The 25,708-nt window shown below is 68.0% G+C and carries 25 protein-coding genes and 1 tRNA gene; 19 read left to right on the top strand and 7 right to left on the bottom strand.

The genetic code is table 11. The annotated features are described in order from the left end of the window. Positions 1–218: 218 nt before the first annotated feature. On the bottom strand, positions 219–710 hold the full coding sequence (locus tag J2126_RS21545; protein WP_209488863.1) for an Arm DNA-binding domain-containing protein: 492 nt from the start codon (positions 708–710) through the stop codon (positions 219–221). 167 nt (positions 711–877) lie between these two features. Beyond that, a tRNA-Phe gene (locus tag J2126_RS21540) sits at positions 878–953 on the bottom strand. A gap of 400 nt (positions 954–1,353) precedes the next feature. Here J2126_RS21540 and J2126_RS21535 point away from each other — a divergent pair. The 5 genes from J2126_RS21535 to glnT all read left to right on the top strand — a co-directional run bounded on the left by J2126_RS21535 (position 1,354) and on the right by glnT (position 6,784). Continuing rightward, positions 1,354–2,010 carry a helix-turn-helix domain-containing protein gene (locus J2126_RS21535; RefSeq protein ID WP_209490442.1) on the top strand — a complete coding sequence of 219 codons (657 nt, stop codon included), beginning with the start codon at positions 1,354–1,356 and terminating at the stop codon, positions 2,008–2,010. Positions 2,011–2,151: 141 nt separating this feature from the next. After that, positions 2,152–3,051, top strand: a complete 900-nt coding sequence (locus J2126_RS21530; protein WP_209488862.1) for a class II glutamine amidotransferase — start codon at positions 2,152–2,154, stop codon at positions 3,049–3,051. Continuing rightward, the gene (locus J2126_RS21525; RefSeq protein ID WP_209488861.1) at positions 3,048–3,755 is read left to right on the top strand and encodes a protein glxC; all 708 of its coding nucleotides are present in this window, start codon (positions 3,048–3,050) and stop codon (positions 3,753–3,755) included. The genes J2126_RS21530 and J2126_RS21525 overlap by 4 nt, the downstream gene beginning before the upstream one ends. A 241-nt stretch (positions 3,756–3,996) precedes the next feature. Continuing rightward, on the top strand, positions 3,997–5,334 hold the full coding sequence (locus J2126_RS21520) for an FMN-binding glutamate synthase family protein (protein ID WP_209488860.1): 1,338 nt from the start codon (positions 3,997–3,999) through the stop codon (positions 5,332–5,334). 79 nt (positions 5,335–5,413) lie between these two features. Beyond that, entirely contained in the window at positions 5,414–6,784 is a 1,371-nt protein-coding gene (gene glnT / locus J2126_RS21515; RefSeq protein ID WP_245327509.1) for a type III glutamate--ammonia ligase, read from the top strand. A gap of 70 nt (positions 6,785–6,854) precedes the next feature. Here glnT and J2126_RS21510 read toward each other — a convergent pair whose 3' ends face one another. Then, positions 6,855–7,295 carry a cupin domain-containing protein gene (locus tag J2126_RS21510; protein ID WP_209488859.1) on the bottom strand — a complete coding sequence of 147 codons (441 nt, stop codon included), beginning with the start codon at positions 7,293–7,295 and terminating at the stop codon, positions 6,855–6,857. A 480-nt stretch (positions 7,296–7,775) separates the two neighbouring features. Here J2126_RS21510 and J2126_RS21505 point away from each other — a divergent pair, with 480 nt between their 5' ends. Both J2126_RS21505 and J2126_RS21500 read left to right on the top strand, forming a co-directional pair. After that, positions 7,776–9,185: an ammonium transporter gene (locus J2126_RS21505; RefSeq protein WP_209488858.1), complete on the top strand. Its 1,410-nt coding sequence runs from the start codon at positions 7,776–7,778 to the stop codon at positions 9,183–9,185. A gap of 137 nt (positions 9,186–9,322) precedes the next feature. Next, positions 9,323–9,523, top strand: a complete 201-nt coding sequence (locus J2126_RS21500) for a hypothetical protein (protein WP_209488857.1) — start codon at positions 9,323–9,325, stop codon at positions 9,521–9,523. Between the two features lie 80 nt (positions 9,524–9,603). Here the strand turns inward: J2126_RS21500 and J2126_RS21495 are convergent, their stop codons facing one another. The 3 genes from J2126_RS21495 to J2126_RS21485 form a co-directional block, all read right to left on the bottom strand. Next, entirely contained in the window at positions 9,604–10,215 is a 612-nt protein-coding gene (locus J2126_RS21495; protein WP_209488856.1) for an OmpA family protein, read from the bottom strand. Positions 10,216–10,259: 44 nt separating this feature from the next. Then, positions 10,260–10,607 carry a cysteine rich repeat-containing protein gene (locus J2126_RS21490; RefSeq protein ID WP_209488855.1) on the bottom strand — a complete coding sequence of 116 codons (348 nt, stop codon included), beginning with the start codon at positions 10,605–10,607 and terminating at the stop codon, positions 10,260–10,262. 278 nt (positions 10,608–10,885) lie between these two features. Next, positions 10,886–11,848, bottom strand: a complete 963-nt coding sequence (locus tag J2126_RS21485) for a LysR family transcriptional regulator (protein WP_209488854.1) — start codon at positions 11,846–11,848, stop codon at positions 10,886–10,888. Between the two features lie 115 nt (positions 11,849–11,963). Between J2126_RS21485 and J2126_RS21480 the strand changes: the two genes are divergently transcribed. From J2126_RS21480 to J2126_RS21425, 12 genes are all read left to right on the top strand, one after another. Then, positions 11,964–13,217 (top strand): sarcosine oxidase subunit beta family protein, encoded by a 1,254-nt coding sequence (locus J2126_RS21480; protein ID WP_209488853.1) that lies wholly within the window; start codon positions 11,964–11,966, stop codon positions 13,215–13,217. 242 nt (positions 13,218–13,459) lie between these two features. Beyond that, positions 13,460–13,735, top strand: a complete 276-nt coding sequence (locus J2126_RS21475) for a sarcosine oxidase subunit delta (protein ID WP_209488852.1) — start codon at positions 13,460–13,462, stop codon at positions 13,733–13,735. Further along, positions 13,732–16,686 (top strand): sarcosine oxidase subunit alpha family protein, encoded by a 2,955-nt coding sequence (locus J2126_RS21470; RefSeq protein ID WP_209488851.1) that lies wholly within the window; start codon positions 13,732–13,734, stop codon positions 16,684–16,686. The genes J2126_RS21475 and J2126_RS21470 overlap by 4 nt, the downstream gene beginning before the upstream one ends. Beyond that, positions 16,679–17,287, top strand: a complete 609-nt coding sequence (locus J2126_RS21465; protein WP_209488850.1) for a sarcosine oxidase subunit gamma — start codon at positions 16,679–16,681, stop codon at positions 17,285–17,287. The genes J2126_RS21470 and J2126_RS21465 overlap by 8 nt, the downstream gene beginning before the upstream one ends. A 92-nt stretch (positions 17,288–17,379) precedes the next feature. Next, a complete protein-coding gene (gene purU, locus J2126_RS21460; RefSeq protein ID WP_209488849.1) occupies positions 17,380–18,249 on the top strand; it encodes a formyltetrahydrofolate deformylase in 870 nt (289 codons plus the stop codon). A gap of 69 nt (positions 18,250–18,318) precedes the next feature. Continuing rightward, positions 18,319–18,537, top strand: coding sequence for a hypothetical protein (locus J2126_RS21455; protein ID WP_209488848.1), 219 nt, complete (start codon positions 18,319–18,321; stop codon positions 18,535–18,537). Between the two features lie 190 nt (positions 18,538–18,727). Then, a complete protein-coding gene (gene atzF / locus J2126_RS21450) occupies positions 18,728–20,512 on the top strand; it encodes an allophanate hydrolase (protein ID WP_209488847.1) in 1,785 nt (594 codons plus the stop codon). 116 nt (positions 20,513–20,628) lie between these two features. Then, the gene (locus J2126_RS21445; protein ID WP_209488846.1) at positions 20,629–20,928 is read left to right on the top strand and encodes a hypothetical protein; all 300 of its coding nucleotides are present in this window, start codon (positions 20,629–20,631) and stop codon (positions 20,926–20,928) included. Continuing rightward, positions 20,925–21,665, top strand: coding sequence for a zinc ABC transporter ATP-binding protein AztA (gene aztA / locus J2126_RS21440; RefSeq protein ID WP_209488845.1), 741 nt, complete (start codon positions 20,925–20,927; stop codon positions 21,663–21,665). Before J2126_RS21445 ends, aztA begins: the two co-directional genes overlap by 4 nt. A gap of 238 nt (positions 21,666–21,903) precedes the next feature. Beyond that, a complete protein-coding gene (locus J2126_RS21435; protein ID WP_209488844.1) occupies positions 21,904–22,776 on the top strand; it encodes a metal ABC transporter permease in 873 nt (290 codons plus the stop codon). 11 nt (positions 22,777–22,787) lie between these two features. Next, on the top strand, positions 22,788–23,768 hold the full coding sequence (locus J2126_RS21430; RefSeq protein WP_209488843.1) for a metal ABC transporter solute-binding protein, Zn/Mn family: 981 nt from the start codon (positions 22,788–22,790) through the stop codon (positions 23,766–23,768). A gap of 92 nt (positions 23,769–23,860) precedes the next feature. Further along, positions 23,861–24,928, top strand: coding sequence for a CobW family GTP-binding protein (locus J2126_RS21425; RefSeq protein WP_209488842.1), 1,068 nt, complete (start codon positions 23,861–23,863; stop codon positions 24,926–24,928). Between the two features lie 166 nt (positions 24,929–25,094). Here the strand turns inward: J2126_RS21425 and J2126_RS21420 are convergent, their stop codons facing one another. Continuing rightward, on the bottom strand, positions 25,095–25,667 hold the full coding sequence (locus tag J2126_RS21420; RefSeq protein ID WP_245327508.1) for a TetR/AcrR family transcriptional regulator: 573 nt from the start codon (positions 25,665–25,667) through the stop codon (positions 25,095–25,097). Positions 25,668–25,708: the final 41 nt, after the last annotated feature.

Here is a 25,708-nt window from a genome sequence, read left to right as displayed (position 1 = left end):
GTCCTCAGCTTAGTCTTCCCGGTTCCCGGTCAAGACCTGTGAAGCATTGCTTTTGACTGCAGGCTAGAATTTGAAACGAAGCGTGTCCACGGATGGTCGGCGCGATCGGGAGGGCATGTGGCGCACTGATCACAAGGCGCCGACGCGCGCGAAGGCGGCGCGGCCAGTCTCTGCTGCATCCTTGAGGAAGCCGGTGAACATGCCTTCGGTGAGGGCGGTCACCTTGGCCGGCGCCCGCTGCGGCGTGCCGGCGTCGAACAGCGGATCCGGCGCATATTCGGCGAGAAGCTGCACACCCTCCGAATACATGCGGTCGCGGAGGCTGTCCGCCAAATCGGGGGAGGATCAAGAGTGGCCGGCGCACGGCCTTCGCGCCGCACCTTGTCGAGATATTCCTCGGCGACAAGGCGGAACGTGTTGCCGGAGGTGGCCACAGCCGCAATGCGCGATTCGCGCCGGGACTTGGCGGGATCGATGCCGTCCGCCAGTTGCGCCTTGGCTTCGTCCCGCTTCCCGCGCGCCTTGGCGAGCGTGACGATCGGATACGCGCCCAAGGCGAGGAGCTTCTCCTTGCCATCGTAGCGGTACTTCAGCCGCCAGAGGCGCGAGCCGTTCGGGTTGACGAGGAGATGCAGCCCACCGCTGTCCGATGCCTTGAACGGCTTCGCGGTGGGCTTGAGATTGCGAATGGCAAGGTCGGCAAGTGCCATCGGTGGGGGTATCGCCGCTGGGGGTATGGAGCCGATACCCCCAAAGCTACCCCCAGATTCGCCGGATGCAACCGCACCTTCCTGCACCATGCCGGACGGGCATGGCGGGTTAAGTTATTGATTTTTCAGGATGGGAGGATCACGTCGGACGCTATTGGAGCGTGAAATGGTGCCCAGGGGCGGAATCGAACCACCGACACTGCGATTTTCAGTCGCATGCTCTACCAACTGAGCTACCTGGGCATCCGCCGGGCCGGAGCCCGGGTCCGGAAGGCCGTCGGCGCTTCCGGAGCGGCGAGTGTATAGGGAGGAAATCGGGCCGTGTCCAGAGCCGGCGCGCGGGCGGCGAAACGGGCGGCGCTGGCTGTGGAAAAGGGGGGCCGGAGCGGGCTGCGGCTCGTTGCGGGACAAGGCGTTCCAGACATTCGGCCCGGTCGGCGCAAGGGACCTCTCGGGAGGTGTCCGTGGCGCGCAAGCGGGGCAACCGGCATGTTTCGCCAGCGCCCGGCAAGGCGCGAGTCGCCAAGTGTGCGATGCATTCTTGCGCGGAAGATGGCACAATGGCCGGCAAATCACCGCCTGGGCGCACATGCGGCCGTCGGGAGCATCGGGACGGACGGGGGCTGGCGTGGCCGAGCGTAAGATGAAGAGCGTCGCCGAGGTGAAGAGCGCCGAGCAGGAGGCCGCCGATTATGCCACCGGCTCCGGGGCGCCGGCGGCCGAGGCGGTGACGCTGGAAGAGGCGCTGGGCGTGCAGGTGCGCTCCATCCGCCGCGAGCTGGATCTCACGGTTTCCGATCTCGCGGGCGCGGCCGGCATCTCGGTGGGCATGCTGTCGAAGATCGAGAACGGGCAGATCTCTCCGTCCCTCGCCACGCTGCAATCCATCTCCAAGGCGCTCAACGTGCCGCTCACCACGCTGTTTTCCGCCTTCGAGGAGCGGCGCGACTGCTCGTTCGTGCGGGCGACGCAAGGCGTCATCATCGAGCGGCGTGGCACCAAGGTCGGCCATCAATATGAACTGCTGGGCCACGGCCTCGGCGGCGACATCGTGGTGGAGCCCTATCTCATCACCCTGACGGAAGAGGCGGCGCCCTACACCGGCTTCCGGCACGCGGGGGTGGAGTTCATCTACATGCTCTCCGGCGAGGTGCTGTACCGCCACGCGGACCGCACCTATCACCTGCGCCCCGGCGATGCGCTGATGTTCGATTCCGGCGCGGCCCATGGCCCGGAAGACCTCATCAAGGCGCCCATGACCTATCTCTCCATCATCGTCTACGGCCGCGACCGGCACTGAGGCCCCCCCACGCGGTCGCGATCGTGAAAGTTTTCTTCCAGAGAAAATTATATTCTCTTGTAATTGACGCCTCCGGCGAACGGGCGTACTCCTTGTGACAAGGCCGCAGCGGCGGCACGCAATGGAGCAAAATCAAACGCCATGTGCGGCATCGTCGGACTTTTCCTCAAGGACCCGAAGCTCGAGGGCGAGCTGGGCGCCATGCTCGCGTCCATGCTCTGCGTGATGACCGATCGCGGCCCCGACAGCGCGGGCTTCGCGGTCTATGGCGCAGGCGGCAAGGACAGCGTGAAGCTCTCCCTGCGCGCCCCCCGGGGCTATGATTTCGAGGGCCTCGCCGCCGGCCTCTCCGGCCCGGCCAACGGCATGCCCGGCCTCGTCCTTCACGGCACCCATGCGGTGGTGGAAATCCCGCAGGCGCGGGAGGCCGCCGTGCGCGCCTTCCTCGCCGAGCGCCATCCCGAGGTGGCGGTGGTGGGCACCGGCTCGCGCATGGAAATCTTCAAGGAGGTCGGCCTGCCCTCCTCCGTGGCGCAGACCTTCGGCCTTGCGCAGATGCGCGGCACCCACGGCATCGGCCATACCCGCATGGCCACCGAGAGCGCGGTGACCACCGCCGGTGCGCATCCCTTCTCCACCGGCGCCGACCAGTGCCTCGTGCATAACGGCTCGCTGTCCAACCACAACGCTTTGCGCCGGCAGCTGAAGCGCGAGGGCATCGCCATCGAGACGGAGAACGACAGCGAGGTGGCCGCCGGCTATCTCACCTGGCGGATGCGGGAAGGCGCCTCCCTCGGGCAGGCGCTGGAAGCGGGCCTCAAGGACCTCGACGGCTTCTTCACCTTCGTGGTGGGCACCGAGAGCGGCTTCGGCGTGCTGCGTGATCCCATCGCCTGCAAGCCCGCCGTGATGGCCGAGACCGACCAGTATGTCGCCTTCGGCTCGGAATACCGGGCTCTGGTTGACCTGCCCGGCATCTCCAAGGCCAAGGTTTTCGAGCCCGAGCCCGCCACCGTGTACTTCTGGGAGCGCGCACAGTGAACGCCATTGCGCCCGACGTGACCTTCGACCTCGCCACCACGCCGCTGCGCGAGCTGAACGAGGCCCTCCACAAGGCCACCGCCGAGACCAACGCCCGCCGCTGGCGGGTACTGAACCCCAACGGACGCCACGCGGTGGCGGTGGGTCTCAACCTGCCCCTCACCGTCGAGATCGAGGGCAACGTCGGCTATTACTGCGCCGGCATGAATGCGGAAGCCTCCGTCATCATCCACGGCAATGCCGGTCAGGGCGTCGCCGAGAACATGATGAGCGGCTTCGTGCATGTGCGCGGCGATGCCAGCCAGTCGGCCGGCGCCACCGCCCATGGCGGCATGCTCGTGGTGGATGGCAATGCCTCCGCCCGCTGCGGCATCTCCATGAAGGGCGTGGACATCGTGGTGAAGGGCTCAATCGGTCACATGAGCGCGTTCATGGGGCAGTCCGGCTCCCTCGTGGTGCTGGGCGATGCCGGCGAAGCGCTGGGCGACAGCCTCTATGAGGCGAAGCTCTTCGTGCGCGGCACGGTGAAGAGCCTGGGCGCGGACTGCATCGAGAAGGAGATGCGGGACGAGCACAAGGCGCTGCTGGCCGGGAAGCTGAAGGCCGCCGGCCTCGAAGGCGCGGTCGATGTCTCCGAGTTCAAGCGCTACGGCTCTGCCCGCCAGCTCTACAACTTCCACGTGGACAACGCGTCCGCCTACTGAGGCGATTAATCTCCCTCTCCCCCTCGAAGTCGGCTGTTGCCGACTTCGGACTCGGCAACAGCCGAGTTCGGGCGGGAGAGGGCCGGGGTGAGGGGTGGTTTCTCCGCTCATCCGGTGTTGAGGACCTTCGGCCGCCCTGCCCCCTCACCCCCAACCCCTCTCCCGCGAGGGGAGAGGGGAGGAAAACGGGACATGGCGCCGGCCGAGCTTCGCCAAACTGCTTTTCTCGGGTGAGGACCCCATGACCGCCCACAACAACACGCCGCGTACCCCGCCGCGCTTCTCCGCCACCTTCGATCCGGCGACGCTGGCGGAGATCCGCCGGGCCGCGGCGACCGGCATCTATGACATCCGCGGCGGCGGCACCAAGCGCAAGCTGCCCCATTTCGACGACCTCTTGTTCCTCGGCGCCTCCATGTCGCGCTACCCGCTGGAGGGCTATCGCGAGAAGTGCGGCACCGAGGTCACCCTCGGCACCCGCTTCGCCAAGAAGCCGATCACGCTGAAGACCCCCGTCACCATCGCCGGCATGAGCTTCGGCGCCCTCTCGGCGCAGGCGAAGGAAGCGCTGGGGCGTGGCGCGTCCACGGTGGGCACCTCCACCACCACCGGCGACGGCGGCATGACGCCGGAGGAGCGCGGCCAGTCCAAGACCCTAGTCTACCAGTATCTGCCCTCGCGCTACGGCATGAACCCGGTGGACCTGCGCAAGGCCGACGCCATCGAGATCGTCATCGGCCAGGGCGCCAAGCCCGGCGGCGGCGGCATGCTGCTCGGCCAGAAGATTTCCGATCGCGTGGCCGCCATGCGCACCCTGCCCAAGGGCATCGACCAGCGCTCGGCCTGCCGCCATCCCGACTGGACCGGCCCGGACGATCTCGAGATCAAGATCGAGGAGCTGCGCGAGATCACCGACTGGGAGAAGCCGATCTATGTGAAGGTCGGCGCCTCGCGGCCCTATTACGACACCGCGCTGGCGGTGAAGGCGGGCGCCGACGTGGTGGTGCTCGACGGCATGCAGGGCGGCACCGCCGCGACGCAGGACGTATTCATCGAGCACGTGGGCATCCCGATCCTCGCCGCCATCCGCCCGGCCGTGCAGGCGCTGCAGGACCTCGACATGCACCGCAAGGTGCAGCTCATCGTCTCCGGCGGCATCCGCACCGGCGCGGACGTGGCCAAGGCGCTGGCGCTCGGCGCCGACGCGGTGGCCATCGGCACGGCGGCGCTCGTCGCGCTCGGCGACAACGATCCCCAGTGGGAAGACGAATACCAGGCGCTGGGCTCCACCGCCGGTGCCTATGACGACTGGCACGAGGGTCGCGACCCGGCCGGCATCACCACGCAGGATCCCGTGCTCGCCGCCCGGCTCGACCCGGTCAAGGCCGGCCGCCGCCTCGCCAACTATCTGTCGGTGATGACGCTGGAGGCGCAGACCATCGCCCGCGCCTGCGGCAAGAGCCACCTGCACAATCTGGAGCCGGAAGACCTCGTGGCGCTGACCGTGGAGGCCGCCGCCATGGCCGGCGTGCCCCTGGCCGGCACTTCCTGGGTGCCCGGCAAGACCGGCGGATACTGATCCGACCCTTCAGGCCGCGCCGCTCGACCGGCGCGGCCTTTTTCAAAGAAAACCGCTTTCCAATTCCGGGGACTTTCGCATGGACCACCGCACTCCGCTCCGCGAGGCCGAAGGCCGCGCTTCTGCCGCCGCCAAGACTGAAAACGCCAAGGTGATCGACCTCGCCAAGGTCGCGAAGGATCGCGGCATCAAGTATTTCCTGATCTCCTACGTGGACCTGTTCGGCGGCCTGCGCGCCAAGCTCGTGCCCGCCGCCGCCATCGGCCCCATGCAGAAGGAAGGCGCGGGCTTCGCCGGCTTTGCCACCTGGCTCGACATGTCTCCGGCCGATCCCGACCTCTTCGCCGTGCCGGACCCGACCAGCCTCATCCAGCTGCCGTGGAAGGAAGAGATCGGCTGGCTCGCCGCCGACCTCTACATGGACGGCAAGGAAGTGGAGCAGGCGCCCCGCACGGTGCTGAAGCGGCAGCTCGCCGCCGCCGCCGCCCTCGGCTACGAGATGAAGACCGGCGTCGAGTGCGAATACTTCCTCATCACGCCCGATGGAAAGTCCATCTCCGATACCTCCGACACTGCCGAGAAGCCCTGCTACGACCAGTCCGCCCTGATGCGCCGCTATGAGGTCATCAAGGACATCTGCGACGCCATGCTGAAGCTCGGCTGGGGCGCCTACCAGAACGACCATGAGGACGCCAACGGCCAGTTCGAGATGAACTGGAACTACGACAACGCGCTGCTGACCGCCGACCGCCACGTCTTCTTCAAATACATGGTGAAGTCGATTGCGGAGCAGCACGGCCTGCGCGCCACCTTCATGCCGAAGCCCTTCATCAACCTCACCGGCTCGGGCTGCCATGCTCATGTGTCGCTGTGGCAGAAGGGCAAGAACGCCTTCTCCGATCCCAAGGGCGAGCTGGGCGTCTCCGAACTCGGCTACCATTTCATCGGCGGCCTCATCCACAATGCGGATGCGCTGTGTGCCCTCACCAACCCGACGGTGAATTCCTACAAGCGCATCAACGCCCCGCGCACCATTTCCGGGGCCACCTGGGCGCCGAACACCGTCACCTACACCGGCAACAACCGCACCCACATGATCCGCATCCCGGACGCGGGCCGCTTCGAGTTCCGCCTCGCCGACGGCGCGGCCAACCCCTATTTGCTCCAGGCGGGCCTCGCCGCCGCCGGCCTCGACGGCATCGCGAACAAGCGCGATCCGGGCAAGCGCCTCGACATCAACATGTACACCGAGGGCCACAAGGTGAAGGGCGCCAAGCGCCTGCCGCTCAACCTTCTCGACGCCATGCGCGCGCTGGAGAAGTCCAAGGTGCTGACGGACCGCCTCGGCAAGCCGTTCGTGGACGGCTTCCTGAAGCTGAAGACCGAGGAGTGGAACGCCTTCTCCCGCCACCTCACCCAGTGGGAGCGGGACAACACGCTCGACATCTGAGCCCTGCCCTGTCGATTGTCCACGAGAGCCCGGCGCATTCCCCGCGCCGGGCTCTCATTTTTTGGGAGCGTCACTCCGGTGCGGGAGTGGACAGGGGCTTGTCCTTCTCGACGATGTAGGTGATGGCGAGCTTGGTCTTGTCCGCCCCGACCTGGAAGGCGTGCGGCACCTCGGGCGGGATCTGGAAGCCGTCGCCGGGCGCCAGGGTGCGGTCCGCCTGCCCCTTTACAGAAAGCACCCCGCCGCCGGCCATGAGATAGGTGCTCTCGATGCCGGGATGGGTGTGGCGCGCCACCTTGAGGCCACCATCGAACTCCGCCTCCATGAGGATGGCGACGTATTTGTCCCCCGGCACATCAGTGCGGCCGAGCACCTTGCGGGTGATGCCCGTGGGCGCGGCGGCGGGCGCGGCCTGTCCCTGTGCCATGGCCTGCGTGCCGGCGACCTCAATTGCGGCGAACCCCGTCACCGCGCAGATGGCGCAGTTGATGAAGCCTCTTCTGTTGAGCATTTCCACCCTCCTATTGCCCGCGCCGCGCGCGAGGACATCAGGATAGGCGAAGTCTGCGTATACGGGCAGATGAGGCGATAAACATCCTACCCGCGCTCGCAGTTTGAGCAGAATTCGTCAGGACATCAATTCTTAACATTCTGATTTTCAATATTTTTTTTAAACTGACGAAATCAGCGCCTGCGGCGCAGGCAGTCTTGCCCTATCCCTACGTCAGGCCTGAGCATTTCTTGCGCGCCGGCGGCGGCAACAGGGTGCTCATCCGGCGGAAGGGTTGTCGCTCCCGCGCGCGAAAGCCCATGAACCCTTTGCTTTTCAAGGCACTGACCACGCCCCCGAGCCGTGCCCCGGCGATTCTGCCTCTCTGGCATATTTGTTGCTCAAGAGTGAACGGGGCTGGTGCGCGCCGAGCGCTCCGCACGCCTGTCATCGCCCGGACCTGCGATCATCGCACCTCCGGCACCAGCGTTGGGGATCTTCATGACGGATCAATTGGCCGCGCTGACGACCATATTCACGGAGTTCTATTACTTCCTGACGGTCGTCCTCATGTTCTTCATCCATGTGGGCTTCTGCATGTACGAGGTGGGCGCCGCCCGCGTGAAGAACGTGCAGCACACCCTGCTCAAGAACACCATGGCGATCCCGCTGGTGGGCCTCGCCTTCTTCCTGTTCGGCATGTGGATCTACATCGCCTTCCAGGGCTGGCCCATCTCGACCACCTCGCTGTCCTTCACCACCGGCTTCGAGCCGTGGTCCACCAAGATCGCGCCGAACCTGACGGACCGCATCTCCGGCGTGTTCTGGGCGGCCTTCGCCCTGTTCGGCATGACAGCCGCGTCCATCGTCTCCGGCGCGCTCATCGAGCGCACCAAGACGTCGGGCTTCTTCATCATCGCCATCTATGTGGGCGCCATTGCCTGGGTCATCCCGGCGGCGTGGGGCTGGGCCGGCAATGGCTGGATGGCGCAATATCTCGGCTTCCATGACCAGTATTGCTCAGCGGTGCTGCACTCGGTGGCGGGATTTGCCACGCTCGGCGTGCTGATCCATCTCGGCCCGCGCATCGGCAAGTTCGCTCCGGACGGCACGCCGCGGGAAATCCCGGCGCACAACCCCTGGCTGGTCACCATCGGCCTGTTCATGATCTATGTGGGCTTCTGGGGCTTCTATGCCGCCTGTCACATCCCGATCGTGGACGTGGGCACCGCCGGCGCGCCCTACTTCACCGCCACCAACATCTACGGCGTTCCGATCACCCTGTCGGGCGTGACCATGAACTTCCTGCTTGCCCTGTTCGGCGGCATGGTCGCGGCCTACATGATCTCCAACGGCAATGCCTATTGGACCTATTCCGGCGGCCTCACCGGCCTCATCTCGGCGAGCGCCGGCAACGACCTGTACCATCCCATCATTGCGCTGGTGATCGCCGTCATCGGCACCGTGATGGCCTACAAGCTGCACTATTTCGTCGAGCGGAAGTTCAAGATCGACGACGCGGTGGGCGCCGTCGCGGTGCACGGCTATTGCGGCCTGTTCGGCGGCATCGTGGCCGGCTTCGCTTTGTGGGGCTATCCGTCGGTGCTGCCGTCCGCCGGTGCGCTTGTGACGCTCGGCGAGGGGGTCGGCTGGTTCGGCACCAATGCCGAGGGCCTGCCGGTGATCACGCCCATGGGCAATATCATCGGCTCGCTCATCTTCGCCATCGGCTTCGGCTTCATCCCCGGCTGGGTGCTCGGCAAGCTGCTCGCCATGTTCGGCCTGCTGCGCGTGCCGGCGGCGGCGGAGGTCAAGGGTCTCGACGGCAAGCACGTCCCGGCAACCTACCCGCACCATTCCGGCATGGAAGCCGCCTTCGAGACCATCCAGCGCAAGGAGGCGAAGCTCTAGAGCACGCGCCGATCTGATTGCATCGCCATCAGATCGGATGACGCGTTCTCTTTCCAAGAGTGAGAGCAACGCGCCTTCCGGAGCCCGGCCCGCGCCGGGCCCGCCTTTCCTTTCACCCTGTTTGAAGGACATCATCCATGAACACGGGCGTCACCTCCCTCGCCAAGCTCACCGAGATGGCGGAAGTCTATCCCTTCGCCGGATACGAGCCGCTGTTCTCGGTCATCGCTCTGGTCTTCTTTGTCGCCTTCATCGCCAAGCAGATCGCCATGGACAAGGCGCTGCACGAGGAGCAGCTCGACCACACCGCCGAAGCCATGGCCACGCCGGCCGAATAGTCCGGCCCGGCGGCTTCAAACGGCAAAGGCGCCGCCCCCGAGGGGACGGCGCCTTTGTCACGTCCGGATGAGAGCTGGCCTCAGCGCGAGGCCATGCCGGGCGAAAGCCGCCCCACGGTGAAGATCTGGACGCGCCGGTTGATGGGATCGGTCGGCTTTTTCGGATCGAGCAGCACTTCCTCGCCGAGGCCCACCGCCTCAAGGCGCGTGGGATTGATGTTGAACACGCTGACCAGCGCGCTCACCACCGCGTCGGCGCGGGCCTGGCTGAGCTTGAGGTTCACGTCGCGCGGGCCGGTGACGTCGGTGTTGCCGGTGACGAGGAATTTATAGCCGTGCAGGATCGGGTTGTGCATGGCATCGGCGATGGCGCCGAGCGTGCCGTAGGACGACGGCTCGATGATCGCCGAGCCGAGGCGGAACTGGATCTGCACGTTGATCTGCGGCAGCTGGTCCAGCTTCAGCGCCAGCGACGGGCGGGAGAGCTGCTCGCCCGGATTCTGGGCCATGTGGGTCTGGACCATGGTGCGCAGCTGCTGCGCGGTGATGGTCGGGGCCTTCTCGCTGAGGCCTTGCAGGCCCTGGAGGATCTGGCTGTCGGAGAGGGCGGTCTGGGCATGCGCGGGGGTGAGGACCGGCACGGCGGCGGCGAGCAGCGCGGCCAGCGCGAGGCGGGTCAGAGGCGAGGTCATCGCGAAGCGTCCTTCGTTCGAGTGCGAGGATGTGGAGCGGACGCTCAGCGGTAGCCGGCGTTGGTGATGGCGGCGTTGCACTTGTCGCTCACCACGCGCGTCGCCTGGAGCAGGCAGGAGAGCAGATTGCCGTCCTGCGGCACCATGCCGGGGCACAGGCGCGCCGTATCCGCCGAGCAGACCTCGGCGATGGAATCCTGAGCCGCGTCCCGCTGGGCGATGGAGGCCTTCGCCATCGCATAGTCGGCTTTGCACTGGGCGCTGACCTGATTGATCTTGCCGTCCATGCAGGCGAGCAGCTTGCCCTCGCCCAGGTTCACGTTGGAGCAGAACTTGTTGATGTCCGCGCCGCAGCTGCGCGCCAGGAGCGCGCCGGCCTGCGCATAGCTCATGGTCTGGGCGCCTGCCGCAGAGGCCGACCCAGCCAGGATTACCGCCGCAAATAAAAGTCCACCGAGCCGCATGATGTCCCCACCCCGTTTCACGTTAACTCCCGAAACGGATGCAGGGGTATCATTAAACGGCATCGGCCGACAGCGGGCACGGCCCTCGTCCCCGCTGGACTTTTCCGCACAAACTTAACGTGAGGCCGGACCCTCGACTTTATTTTGCCCATCGAGAGCCATCACAAAGCGTGACCTTGACCGCAATGGCCAAGTAGCCGCGCCATCTATCGCAGCGTCTCGCCGAGCCATGGCAGCGCCGCGCGCAGGGCCGGCAGCACGTCATCCTCCAGGGTCTGCCGGCAGAAGCCCGCAACCTCCCGCGGCAGGCGACCAAGCTCCTGCCGCCGGCCGATCAGCGTGAGGCTGCGGGAGAAGGCCGGCCCCGGCAGCGGCGCGCACCGGAGCCGGTCGCCGTCGAGCCCCGCCTCGTAAAGGCAGAGCGGCGTCGTCACCGCGAACCCCTCCCCGGCCGCGACCGTGGCGGAGACGCCGAACGGCGTGTCGAACTCCAGCCGGCGTGGCAGATCGAGCTTGAGGCGCCTCAGGTGCCGGTCCACCTCGATGCCGGTGCGCGAGCGGGCGGAAAAGCGCACCAGCGGCAGGCGCCCGGCGAGCCGCGCCACCTCCTCCACCCGCTCGGGTGCCGTCTCTCCGGCGGGCAGCAGCAGCACATAAGGCTCGGTGAGGAGGGGGAAGCGCTCCAGCCCCTCGATGTCGGCGAGTTCGTCCACGCCCACCAGCAGATCGAGCTGGCGGGAGAGCAGCGCACTGGCATGGGCGGCGGTGAGGCCGGCGAGCAGCGACACCTCCTCCGCCACCGCGCACAGCCGCCCGGCAAGTGGCGCGGAGAGCGCACGGGAGAGGGAATCGACGAGGCCGGCGCGGATCAAAGGCAGGCGGCCGTGCTCGGTCTCCTTCAGCGCCGGCACGATCTGCCGGGCCTCGGAGAGGAGCGCGCTCGCCTTCTGCCGCAGCACGCCGCCCGCTGCCGTCAGCCCCAGCGGCCGGACGCTGCGGTCGAACAGCGCGACGCCCATGCGCGTCTCCAGCTCCGCCACCGCCTGCGACACCGCCGGCTGGGTGAGTCCGAGCCGTCGCGCCGCCCCCGCCATGGCGCCGGCCTCGCAGACGGCGAGGAAGATTTCGAGCGCCTTCAGATCGAACGGAAGCAGCTCCCGCACCGTCATCCCCACAGAATAAGCAGGATTTATATTACCTGTGGTTTCAGGCGGGGCTATATCTTTTCCAAAGGGGTGCATCGGCGTCCGCGCCGAGGGACCTCCGAGGGTTCCGAGGGGTTCAATGTCCCGCTATTCCGTATTCAGCCTGATCGCCAACGCGCTCAACGGCCAGAAGGGCTGGACGCCCGCCTGGCGCGATGCGGTGCCGAAGCCCTCTTATGACGTCATCATCGTCGGCGGCGGCGGCCATGGGCTAGCGACCGCCTATTACCTCGCCAAGGAGCACGGCATCCGCAATGTGGCGGTGCTGGAGAAGGGGCATATCGGCTCCGGCAATGCGGGGCGCAACACCACCATCATCCGCTCCAATTATCTGCTGCCGGGCAACGAGCCGTTCTACGAGTGGTCCATGAAATTGTGGGAGGGCCTGGAGCAGGACCTCAACTACAACGCCATGGTCTCCCAGCGCGGGATCATCAATCTGTATCACTCGGATGGCCAGCGCGACGCCTATGCCCGGCGCGGCAATGCCATGCGCCTCGCGGGCGCCGATTCCGAGCTGCTCGACCGCGAACAGGTGAAGGCGCTCTGCCCCTTCCTCGATTTCGACAATTCCCGCTTCCCCATCAAGGGCGGGCTGATGCAGGCCCGTGCCGGAACGGCGCGCCACGACGCCGTGGTGTGGGGCTATGCCCGCGCCGCCGACCGGCTGGGCGTGGACATCGTGCAGAATTGCGAGGTCACCGGCTTCATCCGCGAGGGTGACGCGGTAGTGGGCGTGGAGACCAATCGCGGCCCCATCCGCGCCGGCAAGGTGGGGCTTGCGGTGGCCGGCTCCACCTCGCGGCTGACCAGGCATCTCGGGCTGCGCCTGCCCATCGAGAGCCACGCGCTGCAGGCCTTCGTCTCGGAAGGGCTGAAGCCGCTGGTGCCGGGCGTCATCACCTTCGGCATGGGGCATTTCTACGTCAGCCAGTCGGACAAGGGCGGCCTCGTCTTCGGCGGCGACATCGACGGGTACAATTCCTACGCCCAGCGCGGCAATTTGCCGGTGGTCGAGGACGTGGCCGAGGGCGGCATGGCGCTGATGCCGCTCATCGGACGGCTCAGGATGTTGCGCTCCTGGGGCGGCCTCGTGGACATGTCCATGGACGGCTCGCCCATCATCGATGTCGGCCCCCTGCCCGGCCTGTTCCTCAACACCGCGTGGAATTACGGGGGCTTCAAGGCGACGCCCGCCTCCGGCTGGTGCTTCGCCTGGACCATCGCGAAGGAAGAGGCCCACCGCCTCAACGCCGCCTTCCGGCTCGACCGCTTCCGCACCGGCCATGTGATCGACGAAAAGGGAGTCGGCGCCCAGCCGAATTTGCACTGATGGGCGCGCTTCTCGATTTTCGCGCCCCGGACCAGCGACGGCGCCAGCTCCAGCGATGGGCGTCCGCGCTCTCGCCTTTCGGGCTCCCTCTCCCCTTGCGGGAGAGGGCTGGGGTGAGGGGTGGCTTCTGCGCCCAACACCGGCATGGCCGGTCAAGGCCCAACCCCCTCACCCCCACCCCCTCTCCCGCGAGGGGAGAGGGGAGCCAAACTGCTCTTCACCCCTCCACCCGGACCTGACCCATGCGCATCACCTGTCCCTATTGCGGCGCGAGGTCGTCCCATGAATTCGCCTATCACGGCGATGCCGCGCCCAAGCGGCCGGACCCGGCGGATGCGGACGCCTTCCACGCTTATGTCTATGAGCGCGACAACGTCGCCGGCGTGATGGACGAACTGTGGTACCACGCGGGCGGCTGCCGCCGCTGGCTCACCGTGACGCGCGACACCCGCACCCACGCCATCACTGAAGTGCGCTTCACGGCCACGCGCTTCACCGCGACGGAGGCGGCCGAATGACCCGGCTTTCCGCAGGCGGGCTGATCGACCGCAGCCGCACCCTCTCCTTCAGCTTCGACGGCAAGAGCTACACCGGCCATCCCGGCGATACGCTCGCCTCGGCCCTCCTCGCCAATGGGGTGCGGCTCGTCGGCCGCTCGTTCAAGTATCATCGCCCACGCGGCATCGTCACCGCCGGCTCGGAGGAGCCCAACGCGCTCGTCGAGCTGCGCTCCGGCGCCCGGCGCGAGCCCAACACCCGCGCCACCACCATCGAGCTGTTCGACGCGCTGGAGGCCACCAGCCAGAACCGCTGGCCCTCCCTCGACCACGACCTGCTCAGCATCAACCAGCTCGTGTCGCCCTTCCTCGGCGCGGGTTTCTACTACAAGACCTTCATGTGGCCCGCCGCCTTCTGGGAGAAGGTGTACGAGCCCATGATCCGCCGCGCCGCCGGCCTCGGCCGCGCCGCCGATGCGGCGGACCCGGACCATTACGAGAAGGCCACCCACTTCTGCGACGTGCTGGTCATCGGCTCCGGCGCGGCCGGCCTCGCGGCGGCCCTTGCGGCCGGGCGGACCGGCGCGCGGGTGGTGCTGGCGGATGAGGATTTCCGCCTCGGCGGCCGGCTCCTGTCCGAGCAGGCCGAGATCGACGGCGGCAGCGCGGCGGATTTCGTGGCGCGCGCCCTCGCGGAACTTTCGAGCCTGCCCAATGTGCGCCTCATGCCGCGTACCACCGTGTTCGGCGCCTATGACGGCGGCGAATTCGGCGCGGTGGAGCGTGTGAGCGACCACCTCGCCGTCCCCGCCCCCTTCCAGCCCCGCCAGCGGCTGTGGCGCGTCATCGCGAAGCGCTCCGTGCTCGCGGCCGGCGCGTTCGACCGGCCCATCGTCTTCCCCGGCAATGACCGGCCGGGCGTGATGTCGGCGCTGGCGCTTGCCACCTATGCCACGCGCTTTGGCGTCGGTGCCGGGCCGCGCGCAGCCGGCTTCGCCAACAACGACCACGCCGTCGCCGCGCTGCTCGATGCCGCCGCGGCCGGCGTGAAGCTGGAGGCCATCGCCGACGTGCGGGAGGCTGTCGCTCCTGCGCTGGCCGCGCGGGCGAAGGCGCTGGGCGTGGATCTCCTCGCCGGCAGCGAGATCATCGCCACCTCGGGCAAATGCCTGTCGGGCATCACGGTGCGCACGCCCAAGGGCATCCGCACCCTGTCGGTGGAGGCGCTGGGCGTCTCCGGCGGCGCGACGCCGAATGTGAACCTCACCTGCCACCAGGGCGGCAAGCCCATCTGGCGCGAGGACATCGCCGCCTTCGTGCCCGGCGCCGTGCCGGTGGGCATGGCGGTGGCGGGCGCGGCGGCCGGACATCTCACCCTCGCCGAATGCCTCGCGGACGGCACCGCGCTGGGCGCCGCAGCGGCCGAGGATGCGGGCTTCGCCCCCGTCGCGGCGTCGGCTCCCGTCGCGGCCGACGCGCCCAACGGCCTCAAGGCCTTCTGGCAGGTCCAGGCCAAGGGCCCCGCCTTCGTGGACCAGCAGAACGACGTGACCGCGAAGGACGTGGCCCTCGCCCATCGGGAAGGCTTTCGCGCGGTGGAATTGCTCAAGCGCTACACCACGATGGGCATGGCCACCGACCAGGGCAAGACATCCAACATGGCGGGCCTCGCGCTCATGGCGGCGCTCACCGGCAAGGGCATCCCTGAGACCGGCACCACCGTGTTCCGCCCGCCCTACACGCCCGTGGCCCTCGGCGTGCTCGCCGGCCACCATCGCGGCGTGGACTTCAAGCCCACCCGCCCGACGCCGACCCACAAATGGGCGGAAGAACAGGGCGCGGTGTTCGTCGAGACCGGCCAGTGGCTGCGCGCCGCGTGGTTCCCCAAGGCGGGCGAGGACTGGCAGGCGGCCGTGAACCGCGAGGTGAAGGCGACGCGCGAGAGCGTCGGTGTCATCGACGTCTCCACCTTCGGCAAGATCGACCTTCAGGGGCCGGATGCCGGCGTGCTGCTGGATCGCGTCTACATCAACATGTTCTCCACCCTTGGCGTCGGCAAGGCGCGCTACGGCGTGATGCTGCGCGAGGACGGGATCGTCATGGACGACGGCACCACCGCGCGCCTCGACGACGACCATTATGTGATGACCACGACCACCGCCAACGCGGCCAAGGTGTTCCAGCATCTGGAATTCTGCCTGCAGGTGCTGTGGCCGGAGCTGGACGTGTGCCTCGCCTCCATCACCGAGCAGTGGGCGCAGATCGCCGTCTCCGGCCCGCGCTCCCGCGACGTGCTGGCGAAGCTGGTGGATGGCGCCGATGTCTCCAACGCCGGCCTGCCCTTCATGGGCGCGCTCCAGACCACGGTGATGGGCGGCATCGAGGCGCGCGTCTTCCGCCTCTCCTTCTCCGGCGAACTCGGCTACGAGATCGCGGTCCCGGCCCGCCACGGCGACAAGCTGATGCGGGCGATCATGACGGCCGGCGCGCCCTATGGCATCACGCCCTATGGCGTCGAGACGCTGGCCGTGCTGCGCATCGAGAAGGGCCATGTCTCCGGCAGTGAATTGTCCGGGCAGACCTCCGCCCGCGACCTCGGCCTCGGGCGCATGGCCTCCACCAAGAAGGACTATATCGGCCGGGTGATGGCAGGCCGCCCCGCCTTCCTCGATCCCGACCGGCCGACCTTCGTCGGCTTCCGGCCGGTGGACCGAACCGCGCGGCTGAAGGCCGGGGCGCATTTCCTGGCGCTCGGGGCGGCCCCCACAACCGAGAATGACGAGGGCTACATGACCTCCGTCGCCTGGTCGCCCATCCTCGGCCACGCCATCGGCCTCGGTCTCCTCAAGCGCGGGCCGGAGCGCATCGGCGAGAAGCTGCGCGCCTATGACCCGGTGCGCGGCGGCGACATCGAGGTCGAGGTGTGCTCTCCCCACTTTATCGATCCCGAAGGGGAGAAGCAGCGTGTCTGACCTCTTCCAGTCCCTCTCCCCCGCCCGTCTCCTACCGGCCGGGCATTATGGCGTTCAAGGCGCCACCGGCGTCAGCGCGCAGGTGGTGGCGAACCTTGCCGCCGCGACGCTCATGGCCCGCAAGGGCAAGACGGCCGACCTGATCGCCGCCGCCACCGCGTCCGGCCTGCCCCTTGTGGATGCGCCGAAGGCCGTCAGCGGGGCGGGCCTTGAGGCCGTCGGCACCGGCCCCGGCAAGTGGCTCGTCTTCGCCGAAGGCTCCGACGGCGCGACGCTGCGCCGGCGCCTTGAAGCGCTGGCCGACGGCCTCGGTGCCGTGACCGACCAGAGCGACGCCAACCTCGTGCTCGATATCTCCGGCCCCAAGGTGCGCGAGGCGCTGGCGAAGGGCGTGGCGGTGGATCTCGATCCCCGCGCCTTCCGGCCGAGCGACGCGGCGACCACGCCGGTCTCCCATGTCGGCGTCACCTTCTGGCAGCGGGGCGACGCGCCCAGCTATCGCTTCGCGGTGGGCAACACCTTCGCCCCCGCCTTCCTGCGCTGGCTGGCGACGAGCGCGGCGGAATACGGCTTTTCGCTCGAAGGCACCGACCGAGGTTGACGGCAGCGCGGCGCGCGCCTCCTCTCCGCATCGAATTCCTCCGAGACCGGCGCCCGGCTGCGTGAGACGCGCGGCGCCATAAAGGACGCATCATGACCAGCCCCACCGCGCCGTTCATCCTCGCCTTCTCCTGCCCCAACCGGCCCGGCATCGTCGCCGGCGTCTCGACCTTCCTGTTCGAGAAGGGATGCAACATCCTGGAGGCGCAGCAGTACGACGACACGGAGACCGGCCGCTTCTTCATGCGCGTGGTGTTCAACGTGGTTGAGGGCGAGGCCAGCCTCGCCGAGATTCGCTCTGGCTTTGCGGCGGTGGCGCAGAATTTCTCCCTCAGCTTCACACTGCGCCCCGTTTCCGAGAAGCGCCGGGTGCTGCTGCTCGCCTCCAAGTTCGACCACTGCCTCGCCGACCTGCTCTATCGCTGGCGCATCGGCGAGATCCCCATGGAGATCGCCGGCATCGTCTCCAACCACCCGCGCGAGACCTACGCCCACCTCGATTTCGACGGCATCCCCTTCCATCATCTGCCGGTGACCAAGGCCACGAAGCTGGAGCAGGAAACGCAGGTCTGGGAGGTCTTCCAGTCGTCCGGCTCGGAGTTGGCCGTGCTCGCGCGCTACATGCAGGTGCTCTCCGACGGGCTGTCTGCCAAGCTCTCGGGCAAGTGCATCAACATCCACCACTCCTTCCTGCCGGGCTTCAAGGGCGCCAAGCCCTATCATCAGGCCCATGCGCGCGGGGTGAAGCTCATCGGCGCGACGGCCCACTACGTGACCTCCGACCTCGATGAAGGCCCGATCATCGAGCAGGATGTGGAGCGCATCTCCCACCAGGATTCGCCCGACGACCTGGTGCGCAAGGGCCGCGACATCGAGCGCCGGGTGCTGGCGCGGGCCATCTCCTGGCACCTGCAGGACCGGGTGCTGCTGAACGGTTCCCGCACCGTGGTGTTCCGGGACTGACCGCAAAAAGGGAACCCGGCACCGGGGCCGGGGCGTTGAGGGGGCGATATCCACGAAAAGGAGAGCCCCATGCAACGCCAGGGCATGCTCATCGCCGCGGCATTCGTGCTGGTCCTCGCGCTGGTCGCGGCGAACATGTTTTCCAATCGCGGCACGCCCGAACAGAGCGAGACCGCGCCGGAGAACATCACCGTGCCGAGCGGCAATCCCCCGCCGCTGACCACCTCGCCCGACGCCCCTCCCGGCCGCACCCCCTCGCCGACGGACCAGACCGGGACGCGCCCGTAAGCTAAGCCTAATTTTGAGGCATCTGACGTCTTTCCTGCGCCCCGCAGCGGCATATCTGGCCGTTGCGGGGCGCAGTGTATTTATATCAATACATTGATAAACATCACATTATCAGAAATTGCATACAAGTGGCGCGGTTCCTGCTAGACCCCTGCCATCAGGCGCTGGAGCGCCGTCATCAGGGTAGATCATGCAGACCGTCGCCAGCCTCCTCGAAGCCCACAGGTCCGGCCTCCGCTCCGTCTCGGATACGGTGCGCGGCGTCTATGCCCGGCTTGCGGTGCATGACGACCCGGCCATGTTCATCACCCTGCGCGCGGAAGCCGACGTGCTGGCCGAGGCCGCCGCGCTGGAGACCACCGGCAACACGGCGCTGCCGCTCTACGGCATCCCGGTGGCGGTGAAGGACAATATCGACGTCGCCGGCCTGCCCACCACCGCCGCCTGCCCGGCCTTCGCCTATGTGCCGGAGCGCGACGCCACCGTCGTGGCGCGGCTGAAGGCGGCGGGCGCGCTCATCATCGGCAAGACCAATCTCGACCAGTTCGCCACCGGTCTGGTGGGCGTGCGCTCGCCCTATGGCATCCCGCGCAATTCGGTGAATCCGGAGCTGGTGCCGGGCGGCTCCTCCTCCGGCTCGGCGGTGGCGGTGGGGGCGGGCATCGTGCCGGTGTCACTGGGCACCGACACCGCCGGCTCCGGCCGCGTGCCAGCCATGCTGAACAACATCGTGGGGCTGAAGCCCTCCCTCGGCCTCGTGCCCAACACCGGCCTCGTGCCCGCCTGCAAGACGCTGGACTGCATCTCCATCTTCGCCCTCACCGTCGATGACGCCATGGCGGTGCTGAACGTGATCTCCGGCTTCGACGCGGAAGACGCCTATTCTCGCGACCTGCCCGTGGCGCCCCTCGCCGCCGCCCCGCCCGCGCCGGTGCTGGGCATCCTGCCCGAGGCGCAGCGGGAGTTCTTCGGCGACGCCGAGTCCGCCGCGGCGTATGAGGAAGCGCTGGCCCGCTTCGCATCGCTGGGCGCGGTGCTGAAGGAGATCGATTTCTCCGCCTTCGCCGAGACCGCGCGGCTGCTCTATGAGGGCCCGTGGGTGGCCGAACGCTGGATCGTCGCCGAGCAGCTTCTCACCACCGATCCCGAAGCGGTGCATCCGGTCACGCGGGCCATCACCGAGCCGGGCGGCAAGGCCAGCGCGGCGGATGCCTTCCGCGCCATGTACAAGCTCAAGGAATTGCGCGCCCGCGTGGCGCCCATCCTCGCCGGCATCGATGGCCTGCTGCTGCCCACCGCGCCATCCGCCTACACGGTGGAAGAGGTGATTGCGGACCCCATCCGCCTCAACTCGCGCAATGGCACCTACACCAATTTCGTGAACCTGATGGATCTGTGCGGCATCGCCGTGCCGACGAAGATCACCGCCGCCGGCGTGCCCTATGGCATCACCCTCCTCGCCCCCGCCGGGAAGGATGCGGAGATGGCGGCGCTGGGCCGGGCCTTCGTCGCGGCGGGCACCCTCCCTCTCGGCTGCGGCCACGCGCCAGCGCCCGCCCTTCCGCCGCTCGCGCCCGCCACGGAACCGGGACGGCTCGATGTCTGCGTGTTCGGCGCCCACCTCTCGGGCATGCCGCTGAACGGCGATCTCAAGGCCATGGGCGCGCGCTTCGTGCGGGCTGCGAAGACGGTGCCGGCCTATCGCATGAAGCTCATTCCCGGTGCCGTGCCGCGCCCCGGCGTGGTGCGGGTGAACTCGGACGGCGCGGCGGTGGAGGGGGAGGTGTGGTCCCTGCCCTTCGAGGGCGTCGGGCGCCTCCTCGCCACCATCCCTGCGCCGCTTGGCCTCGGCCAGGTGGAACTGGAGGACGGCAGCCGCGTCACCGGCTTCCTCGCCGAGGCGGCGGCCCTCGACGGGGCGCGGGACATCACCAGCTTCGGCAGCTTCCGGGCGTTCGCCGCAGCGGCGGAGTAGGCGCCCCGCTGACCATGGGGCACCGCACAAATGCGTGCGGAGGAGGGACGGCGGGCTGGACAAGGGCGCCTGATACACTGTATCAAATGGCCATCGGAAACAGCGCACCGGCCGCCATGTCCTTGTCCCTTTCCCCCTCCGCAGCGACGCGGCCCGCCCCTGAGGCGACCGGCCGGCAGGAGCGCGCCACGCTCCTCGGCGCTGCCGCCGGAGGGCACGATCACGCCGGCGCGGCGCATAACCACCACGGGCACGACCACCACGCGCACACGGCGTCTCCGGCCTCCCGCAGGCCGCCCGTGCGCCTCGGCGCATCGGTGCTGCGCATGTCGCTCGCGGGACGGCTCGCGCTCGCGTCCGTGCTCATCCTCGTCATGTGGGGCGCCGTGCTGCTGGTGACGGGAGGCGGCGCATGAGCGCGCAGATCTCGTTCCGCAACCTCACCCTCGGCTATGAGCGCCACCCGGCCGTCCATCACCTCTCCGGTGAGGTGGAGAAAGGCGCGCTGCTGGCCATCTGCGGCGCCAACGGCGCCGGCAAGTCCACCCTGCTCAAGGGCATCGGCGGCGCGCTGAAGCCGCTCGGCGGCACCATCGACCGCCATGGCCTCGACCCGCGCGAGATCGCCTACCTGCCGCAGGGCGCCGAGATCGACCGCAGCTTCCCCATCCATGTCTATGACATGGTGTCCATGGGCCTGTGGCGGCGCGCCGGCCTGTTCGGCGGCATCGGCCGGGCCGATCGCGAGAAGATCGAGCACGCCATCGCCGCCGTCGGCCTCGAAGGCTTCGAGAACCGGCCCATCGGCACGCTCTCCGGCGGGCAGATGCAGCGCACCCTGTTCGCCCGCCTGCTGCTGCAGGATGCGCGCGTGATCCTGCTCGACGAACCCTTCACCGCCCTCGATGCCAAGACGGTGTCGGACCTTGTGGAACTGGTCCGCCGCTGGCACGGGGAGAAGCGCACCGTGATCGCGGTGCTGCATGATTTCGATCTGGTGCGCGCGACCTTCCCGCAGACCCTTCTCCTCGCCCGCACGCCGGTCGCCTGGGGTCCAACAGCGGAAGCGCTCGGCCCGGACAATCTGCTGAAGGCCCGCCGCATGGGCGAGGCGTGGAAGGACGACGCCGTCCCCTGTTCCGACGCAGCCTGAGATATTCGCCGACCGGCCGCGTGCCGGTCCGATCCAGACCACGCATTCGCGACCGGCTGACACCGGTCTTCTGAACGCATCATCGCTGCTCTTTCGCTTGGCCGGGGACCACGGGCTCCGTCCGAGGCCGGTCCGGCTCCTCCAACCCACCGGATCGGCTCCCCGGCCAAGCGCAAGGGCAGGACGATGACAGATCCGGCCGGCCGCCATCGCGCGGCACCGGCGCCTGGGACTATCGATGAACCTGTACGACACCTTCATCGCTCCCTTCGCGGAGTTCGAGTTCATGCGGCGGGCACTCGCCGGCGTGTTCGCGCTCTCGCTGGGCGCTGGCCCGGTGGGCGCCTTCCTGATGCTGCGGCGCATGTCGCTGACGGGCGATGCCATGGCCCATGCCATCCTGCCCGGCGCGGCCATCGGCTTCCTGTTCGCCGGCCTCAATCTCTACGCCATGACCGTGGGCGGCCTCGCGGCGGGCCTGCTGGTGGCGGTCGGCGCGGGCGTGGTGGCGCGGGCGACGGGCATGAAGGAAGACGCCTCGCTCGCCGCCTTCTATCTCATCTCGCTGGCGCTGGGCGTGCTCATCGTCTCGCTGCGCGGCTCCAACGTGGACCTGCTGCACGTTCTCTTCGGCACCGTGCTGGGCATCGACGATGCGACGCTGATGCTGATCGCCGGCATCACCACCCTGACGCTCCTCACCCTCGCCGTGGTGTGGCGGCCGCTGGTGCTGGAATGCGTGGACCCGACCTTCCTGGCCTCGGTCAGCCGAAGCGGCGGGGTCAGCCACATCGCCTTCCTGTCGCTGGTGGTGCTGAACCTCGTGGGCGGCTTCCACGCCCTCGGCACGCTTCTGTCGGTGGGGCTGATGATGCTGCCGGCGGCGACCGCGCGCTTCTTCGTGCGCGACCTCACGGCCCTCGTCACCACCGCGACGCTGATCGCCTTCGGCTCGGGCGTGGCGGGGCTGCTCGTGTCCTACCACCTCGGCACGCCGTCCGGCCCGTCCATCATCCTGGTCGCCGGGCTCGCCTATGCGTTCGCCGTCATTTTCGGGCCGATCGGCGGGCTTGCCGGCCGCCTCGTCCCGCGCCGTCACCTCGAAGCCTGATGAGGATTTCCATGATCTCCAGACGTTTCCTCCTCGCCGCCGGCCTCTCGGCCGGACTGGCCCTGCCGCTGGCCGGCCCGGCGCTCGCGCAGGCCCCCGCCCAGAAGATGCCCGTGGTGGCGTCCTTCTCCATCCTCGGCGATTTCGTGAAGGAGGTGGGCGGCGACCGCGTGGCCGTCACCACCATCGTCGGCCCCAACGGCGACGCCCACGTCTACCAGCCCACCCCCGCCGACGCGAAGGCGGTGGCCGCGGCCAAGGTGGTGTTCGTGAACGGCCTCGGCTTCGAGGGCTGGATGGACCGCCTCATCAAGGCCTCCGGCACCAAGGCGCCCATCGTCGTCGCCACCAAGGGCATCACGCCCCGCACCGGCTTCGACGACGATGACGACAAGCCCGCGGGCAAGGACAAGCACGCCCACGGCAAGGACAAGCACGACAAGAAGGACGCCCACGACCACGGCGGCATCGATCCGCACGCCTGGCAGTCCATCGCCAATGCCAAGGTCTATGTGGCCAACGTGCGCGACGGCCTGATCGCCGCCGATCCGGACGGCCGCGACGCCTACACCGCGAACGCCGCCGCCTACACCGCGAAGCTCGACGCGCTGGAAGCCGAGGTGAAGACCGCCATGGCCAAGATCCCGGCCGAGCAGCGCCGCATCATCACCTCCCACGACGCCTTCGGCTATTTCGGCGAGGCCTACGGCCTGGTGCTGATCGCGCCCGAGGGCGTGTCCACCGAGAGCGAGGCGTCGGCCAAGGACGTGGGCCGCATCATCCGCCAGATCAAGGCGCAGAAGATCCCCGCGGTGTTCGTGGAGAACGTCACCGACCCGCGCCTGATCCAGCGCATCGCCAAGGAAAGCGGGGCCAAGGTGGGCGGCGAGCTTTATTCCGACGCGCTGTCCGATGACAAAGGCCCCGCGAGCACCTACATCGACATGATGAAATCCAACGTGCGCCAACTCTCGTCTGCCCTGTCGAGCTGAGCGGCGCACGCCCCCTCCGGCGGCGGCCCTCTGGCCGCCGCTCCGCACCCCGGCGGCGGCCTTCCGGCCGCCGCTTGCATGAAGGTGAAGCCATGGCTGAAACGCAGGCCGAGAAGATCCCCGTCACCGTGCTGACCGGCTATCTGGGCGCCGGCAAGACCACGCTGCTCAACCGCATCCTGTCGCAGCCGCACGGCAAGAAATTCGCCGTCATCGTCAACGAGTTCGGCGAGATCGGCATCGACAACGACCTCGTGGTGGGCGCCGACGAGGAAGTGTTCGAGATGAACAACGGGTGCATCTGCTGCACCGTGCGCGGCGACCTCATCCGCATCATCGACGGCCTTTTACGCCGCAAGGGCGGCTTCGACGGCATCATCGTCGAGACCACCGGTCTCGCCGACCCCGCCCCCGTCGCGCAGACCTTCTTCGTGGACGAGGAAGTGCAGGCCAAGACCAAGCTCGATGCCGTGGTCACGGTGGCCGACGCCAAGTGGCTGTCCGACCGCCTGAAGGACGCGCCCGAGGCGAAGAACCAGGTGGCCTTCGCGGACGTGATCCTGCTCAACAAGACCGACCTCGTGACCGGCCCCGAGCTGGACGCGGTGGAAGCCCGCATCCGCGGCATCAACCCCTATGCCAAGCTCTACCGCACCCAGAAGTCCGAGATCGACATCGCCAAGGTGCTGAACCAGGGCGCCTTCGACCTCGAGCGCGTGCTGGAGCTGGAGCCCGCCTTCCTGGAGGAGGACGAGCACCATCACCACCACGAGCATGGCGAGGCCTGCGGGCCGGACTGCGGCCACGATCACCACGACCACGATCACGGCCACCACCACCACGGGCTGAAGGCGGTGCATGACGAGGAGATCCAGTCGGTCTCCTTCTCCACCGACAAGCCGCTGGACCCGGACAAGTTCTTCCCCTGGGTGCAGAACATCGTGCAGGTGGAGGGGCCGAACATCCTGCGCTCGAAGGGCATCCTCTCCTTCAAGGACGATCCGGATCGCTTCGTCTTCCAGGGTGTCCACATGATCCTCGACGGCGACCACCAGCGGCCGTGGAAGGACGACGAGAAGCGCCTTAGCCGCATCGTCTTCATCGGCCGCCAGCTCAAGCGCGACCTGCTGGAAGAGGGCTTCCTCGCCTGCGTGGCGTGAGCGAGGGCGCGGTCATCGCGACGCCGCCCTCCCCCATCATCACCGTCGCCCTCCGGCTTGACCGGAGGGCCCATGCACCCGCCGGGACGAATGTCGAGATGGGTGCTCCGGTCGAGCCGGAGCACGACGGCAATTAAAGCCGAGACGGCCCTTTATGGAGGCCCCCTCAGGCGACCAGCCCGCGCACCAGCAAATCGTGATACTCCAGCGCGACCTCCTCGGCCGACTTGCCGCCGCCGGGCTTGAACCAGCGCACCATCCAGCTCAAGAGCGAGAGCACCGCGCGCCCGGTCATGGCCGCGCCGACCTCCCGGAATGAACCGTCCGCGACCCCATCCGCGATGATCCGGCGCAGAAGGCCCTCATGGGCGTCGCGCAAGGCGAGCGCATCGTCCTTCAGCCCGGTATTGGCCATGCCGGAGAAGCCGACCAGCATGGTGACGAAGCAGTCGTAATTGTCGGCGAGGAAGCGCGCGTGGGCGACCATGAACTGCTTCAGTTGCTCGGCGGGCGGGTCCTCCCGCTTCACCGCTGCTGCTGACGCGTCGTTGAGGCCGGTGAGCGTATAGATGATGATGGCGTCATAGATCTCCTGCTTGGAGGAGAAATAATTGTAGATGGCGCCCTTTGAGTAATTGAGCGACCGCGCGACCTCGCTGAGCGAGCTATCCACATAGCCCTTCTGCGCGAACATCTGCGCCGCCTGCCGCAGGATTTCCGCGCGCGGGTCGTTCATCATCGGCGGACGGCCCAGGCGTGCGCCGTCGCCTTCCGCCGCCA

The sequence above is a fragment of the Xanthobacter flavus genome (genome assembly GCF_017875275.1).
GTDB lineage: Bacteria > Pseudomonadota > Alphaproteobacteria > Rhizobiales > Xanthobacteraceae > Xanthobacter > Xanthobacter flavus_A.
This window is presented reverse-complemented; position numbering and strand designations above follow the sequence as displayed.

Bases quoted from the DNA above. Each gene is read 5' to 3' on its own strand.
- J2126_RS21545 (WP_209488863.1), bottom strand. From the start codon at position 710: ATGGCACTTGCCGACCTTGCCATTCGCAATCTCAAGCCCACCGCGAAG.
- J2126_RS21535 (WP_209490442.1), top strand. From the start codon at position 1,354: ATGAAGAGCGTCGCCGAGGTGAAGAGCGCCGAGCAGGAGGCCGCCGAT.
- J2126_RS21530 (WP_209488862.1), top strand. From the start codon at position 2,152: ATGTGCGGCATCGTCGGACTTTTCCTCAAGGACCCGAAGCTCGAGGGC.
- J2126_RS21520 (WP_209488860.1), top strand. From the start codon at position 3,997: ATGACCGCCCACAACAACACGCCGCGTACCCCGCCGCGCTTCTCCGCC.
- glnT (WP_245327509.1), top strand. From the start codon at position 5,414: ATGGACCACCGCACTCCGCTCCGCGAGGCCGAAGGCCGCGCTTCTGCC.
- J2126_RS21510 (WP_209488859.1), bottom strand. From the start codon at position 7,295: ATGCTCAACAGAAGAGGCTTCATCAACTGCGCCATCTGCGCGGTGACG.
- J2126_RS21505 (WP_209488858.1), top strand. From the start codon at position 7,776: ATGACGGATCAATTGGCCGCGCTGACGACCATATTCACGGAGTTCTAT.
- J2126_RS21500 (WP_209488857.1), top strand. From the start codon at position 9,323: ATGAACACGGGCGTCACCTCCCTCGCCAAGCTCACCGAGATGGCGGAA.
- J2126_RS21495 (WP_209488856.1), bottom strand. From the start codon at position 10,215: ATGACCTCGCCTCTGACCCGCCTCGCGCTGGCCGCGCTGCTCGCCGCC.
- J2126_RS21490 (WP_209488855.1), bottom strand. From the start codon at position 10,607: ATGAGCTATGCGCAGGCCGGCGCGCTCCTGGCGCGCAGCTGCGGCGCG.
- J2126_RS21485 (WP_209488854.1), bottom strand. From the start codon at position 11,848: ATGACGGTGCGGGAGCTGCTTCCGTTCGATCTGAAGGCGCTCGAAATC.
- J2126_RS21480 (WP_209488853.1), top strand. From the start codon at position 11,964: ATGTCCCGCTATTCCGTATTCAGCCTGATCGCCAACGCGCTCAACGGC.
- J2126_RS21475 (WP_209488852.1), top strand. From the start codon at position 13,460: ATGCGCATCACCTGTCCCTATTGCGGCGCGAGGTCGTCCCATGAATTC.
- J2126_RS21470 (WP_209488851.1), top strand. From the start codon at position 13,732: ATGACCCGGCTTTCCGCAGGCGGGCTGATCGACCGCAGCCGCACCCTC.
- purU (WP_209488849.1), top strand. From the start codon at position 17,380: ATGACCAGCCCCACCGCGCCGTTCATCCTCGCCTTCTCCTGCCCCAAC.
- J2126_RS21455 (WP_209488848.1), top strand. From the start codon at position 18,319: ATGCAACGCCAGGGCATGCTCATCGCCGCGGCATTCGTGCTGGTCCTC.
- atzF (WP_209488847.1), top strand. From the start codon at position 18,728: ATGCAGACCGTCGCCAGCCTCCTCGAAGCCCACAGGTCCGGCCTCCGC.
- J2126_RS21445 (WP_209488846.1), top strand. From the start codon at position 20,629: ATGTCCTTGTCCCTTTCCCCCTCCGCAGCGACGCGGCCCGCCCCTGAG.
- aztA (WP_209488845.1), top strand. From the start codon at position 20,925: ATGAGCGCGCAGATCTCGTTCCGCAACCTCACCCTCGGCTATGAGCGC.
- J2126_RS21435 (WP_209488844.1), top strand. From the start codon at position 21,904: ATGAACCTGTACGACACCTTCATCGCTCCCTTCGCGGAGTTCGAGTTC.
- J2126_RS21430 (WP_209488843.1), top strand. From the start codon at position 22,788: ATGATCTCCAGACGTTTCCTCCTCGCCGCCGGCCTCTCGGCCGGACTG.
- J2126_RS21425 (WP_209488842.1), top strand. From the start codon at position 23,861: ATGGCTGAAACGCAGGCCGAGAAGATCCCCGTCACCGTGCTGACCGGC.
- J2126_RS21420 (WP_245327508.1), bottom strand. From the start codon at position 25,667: ATGATGAACGACCCGCGCGCGGAAATCCTGCGGCAGGCGGCGCAGATG.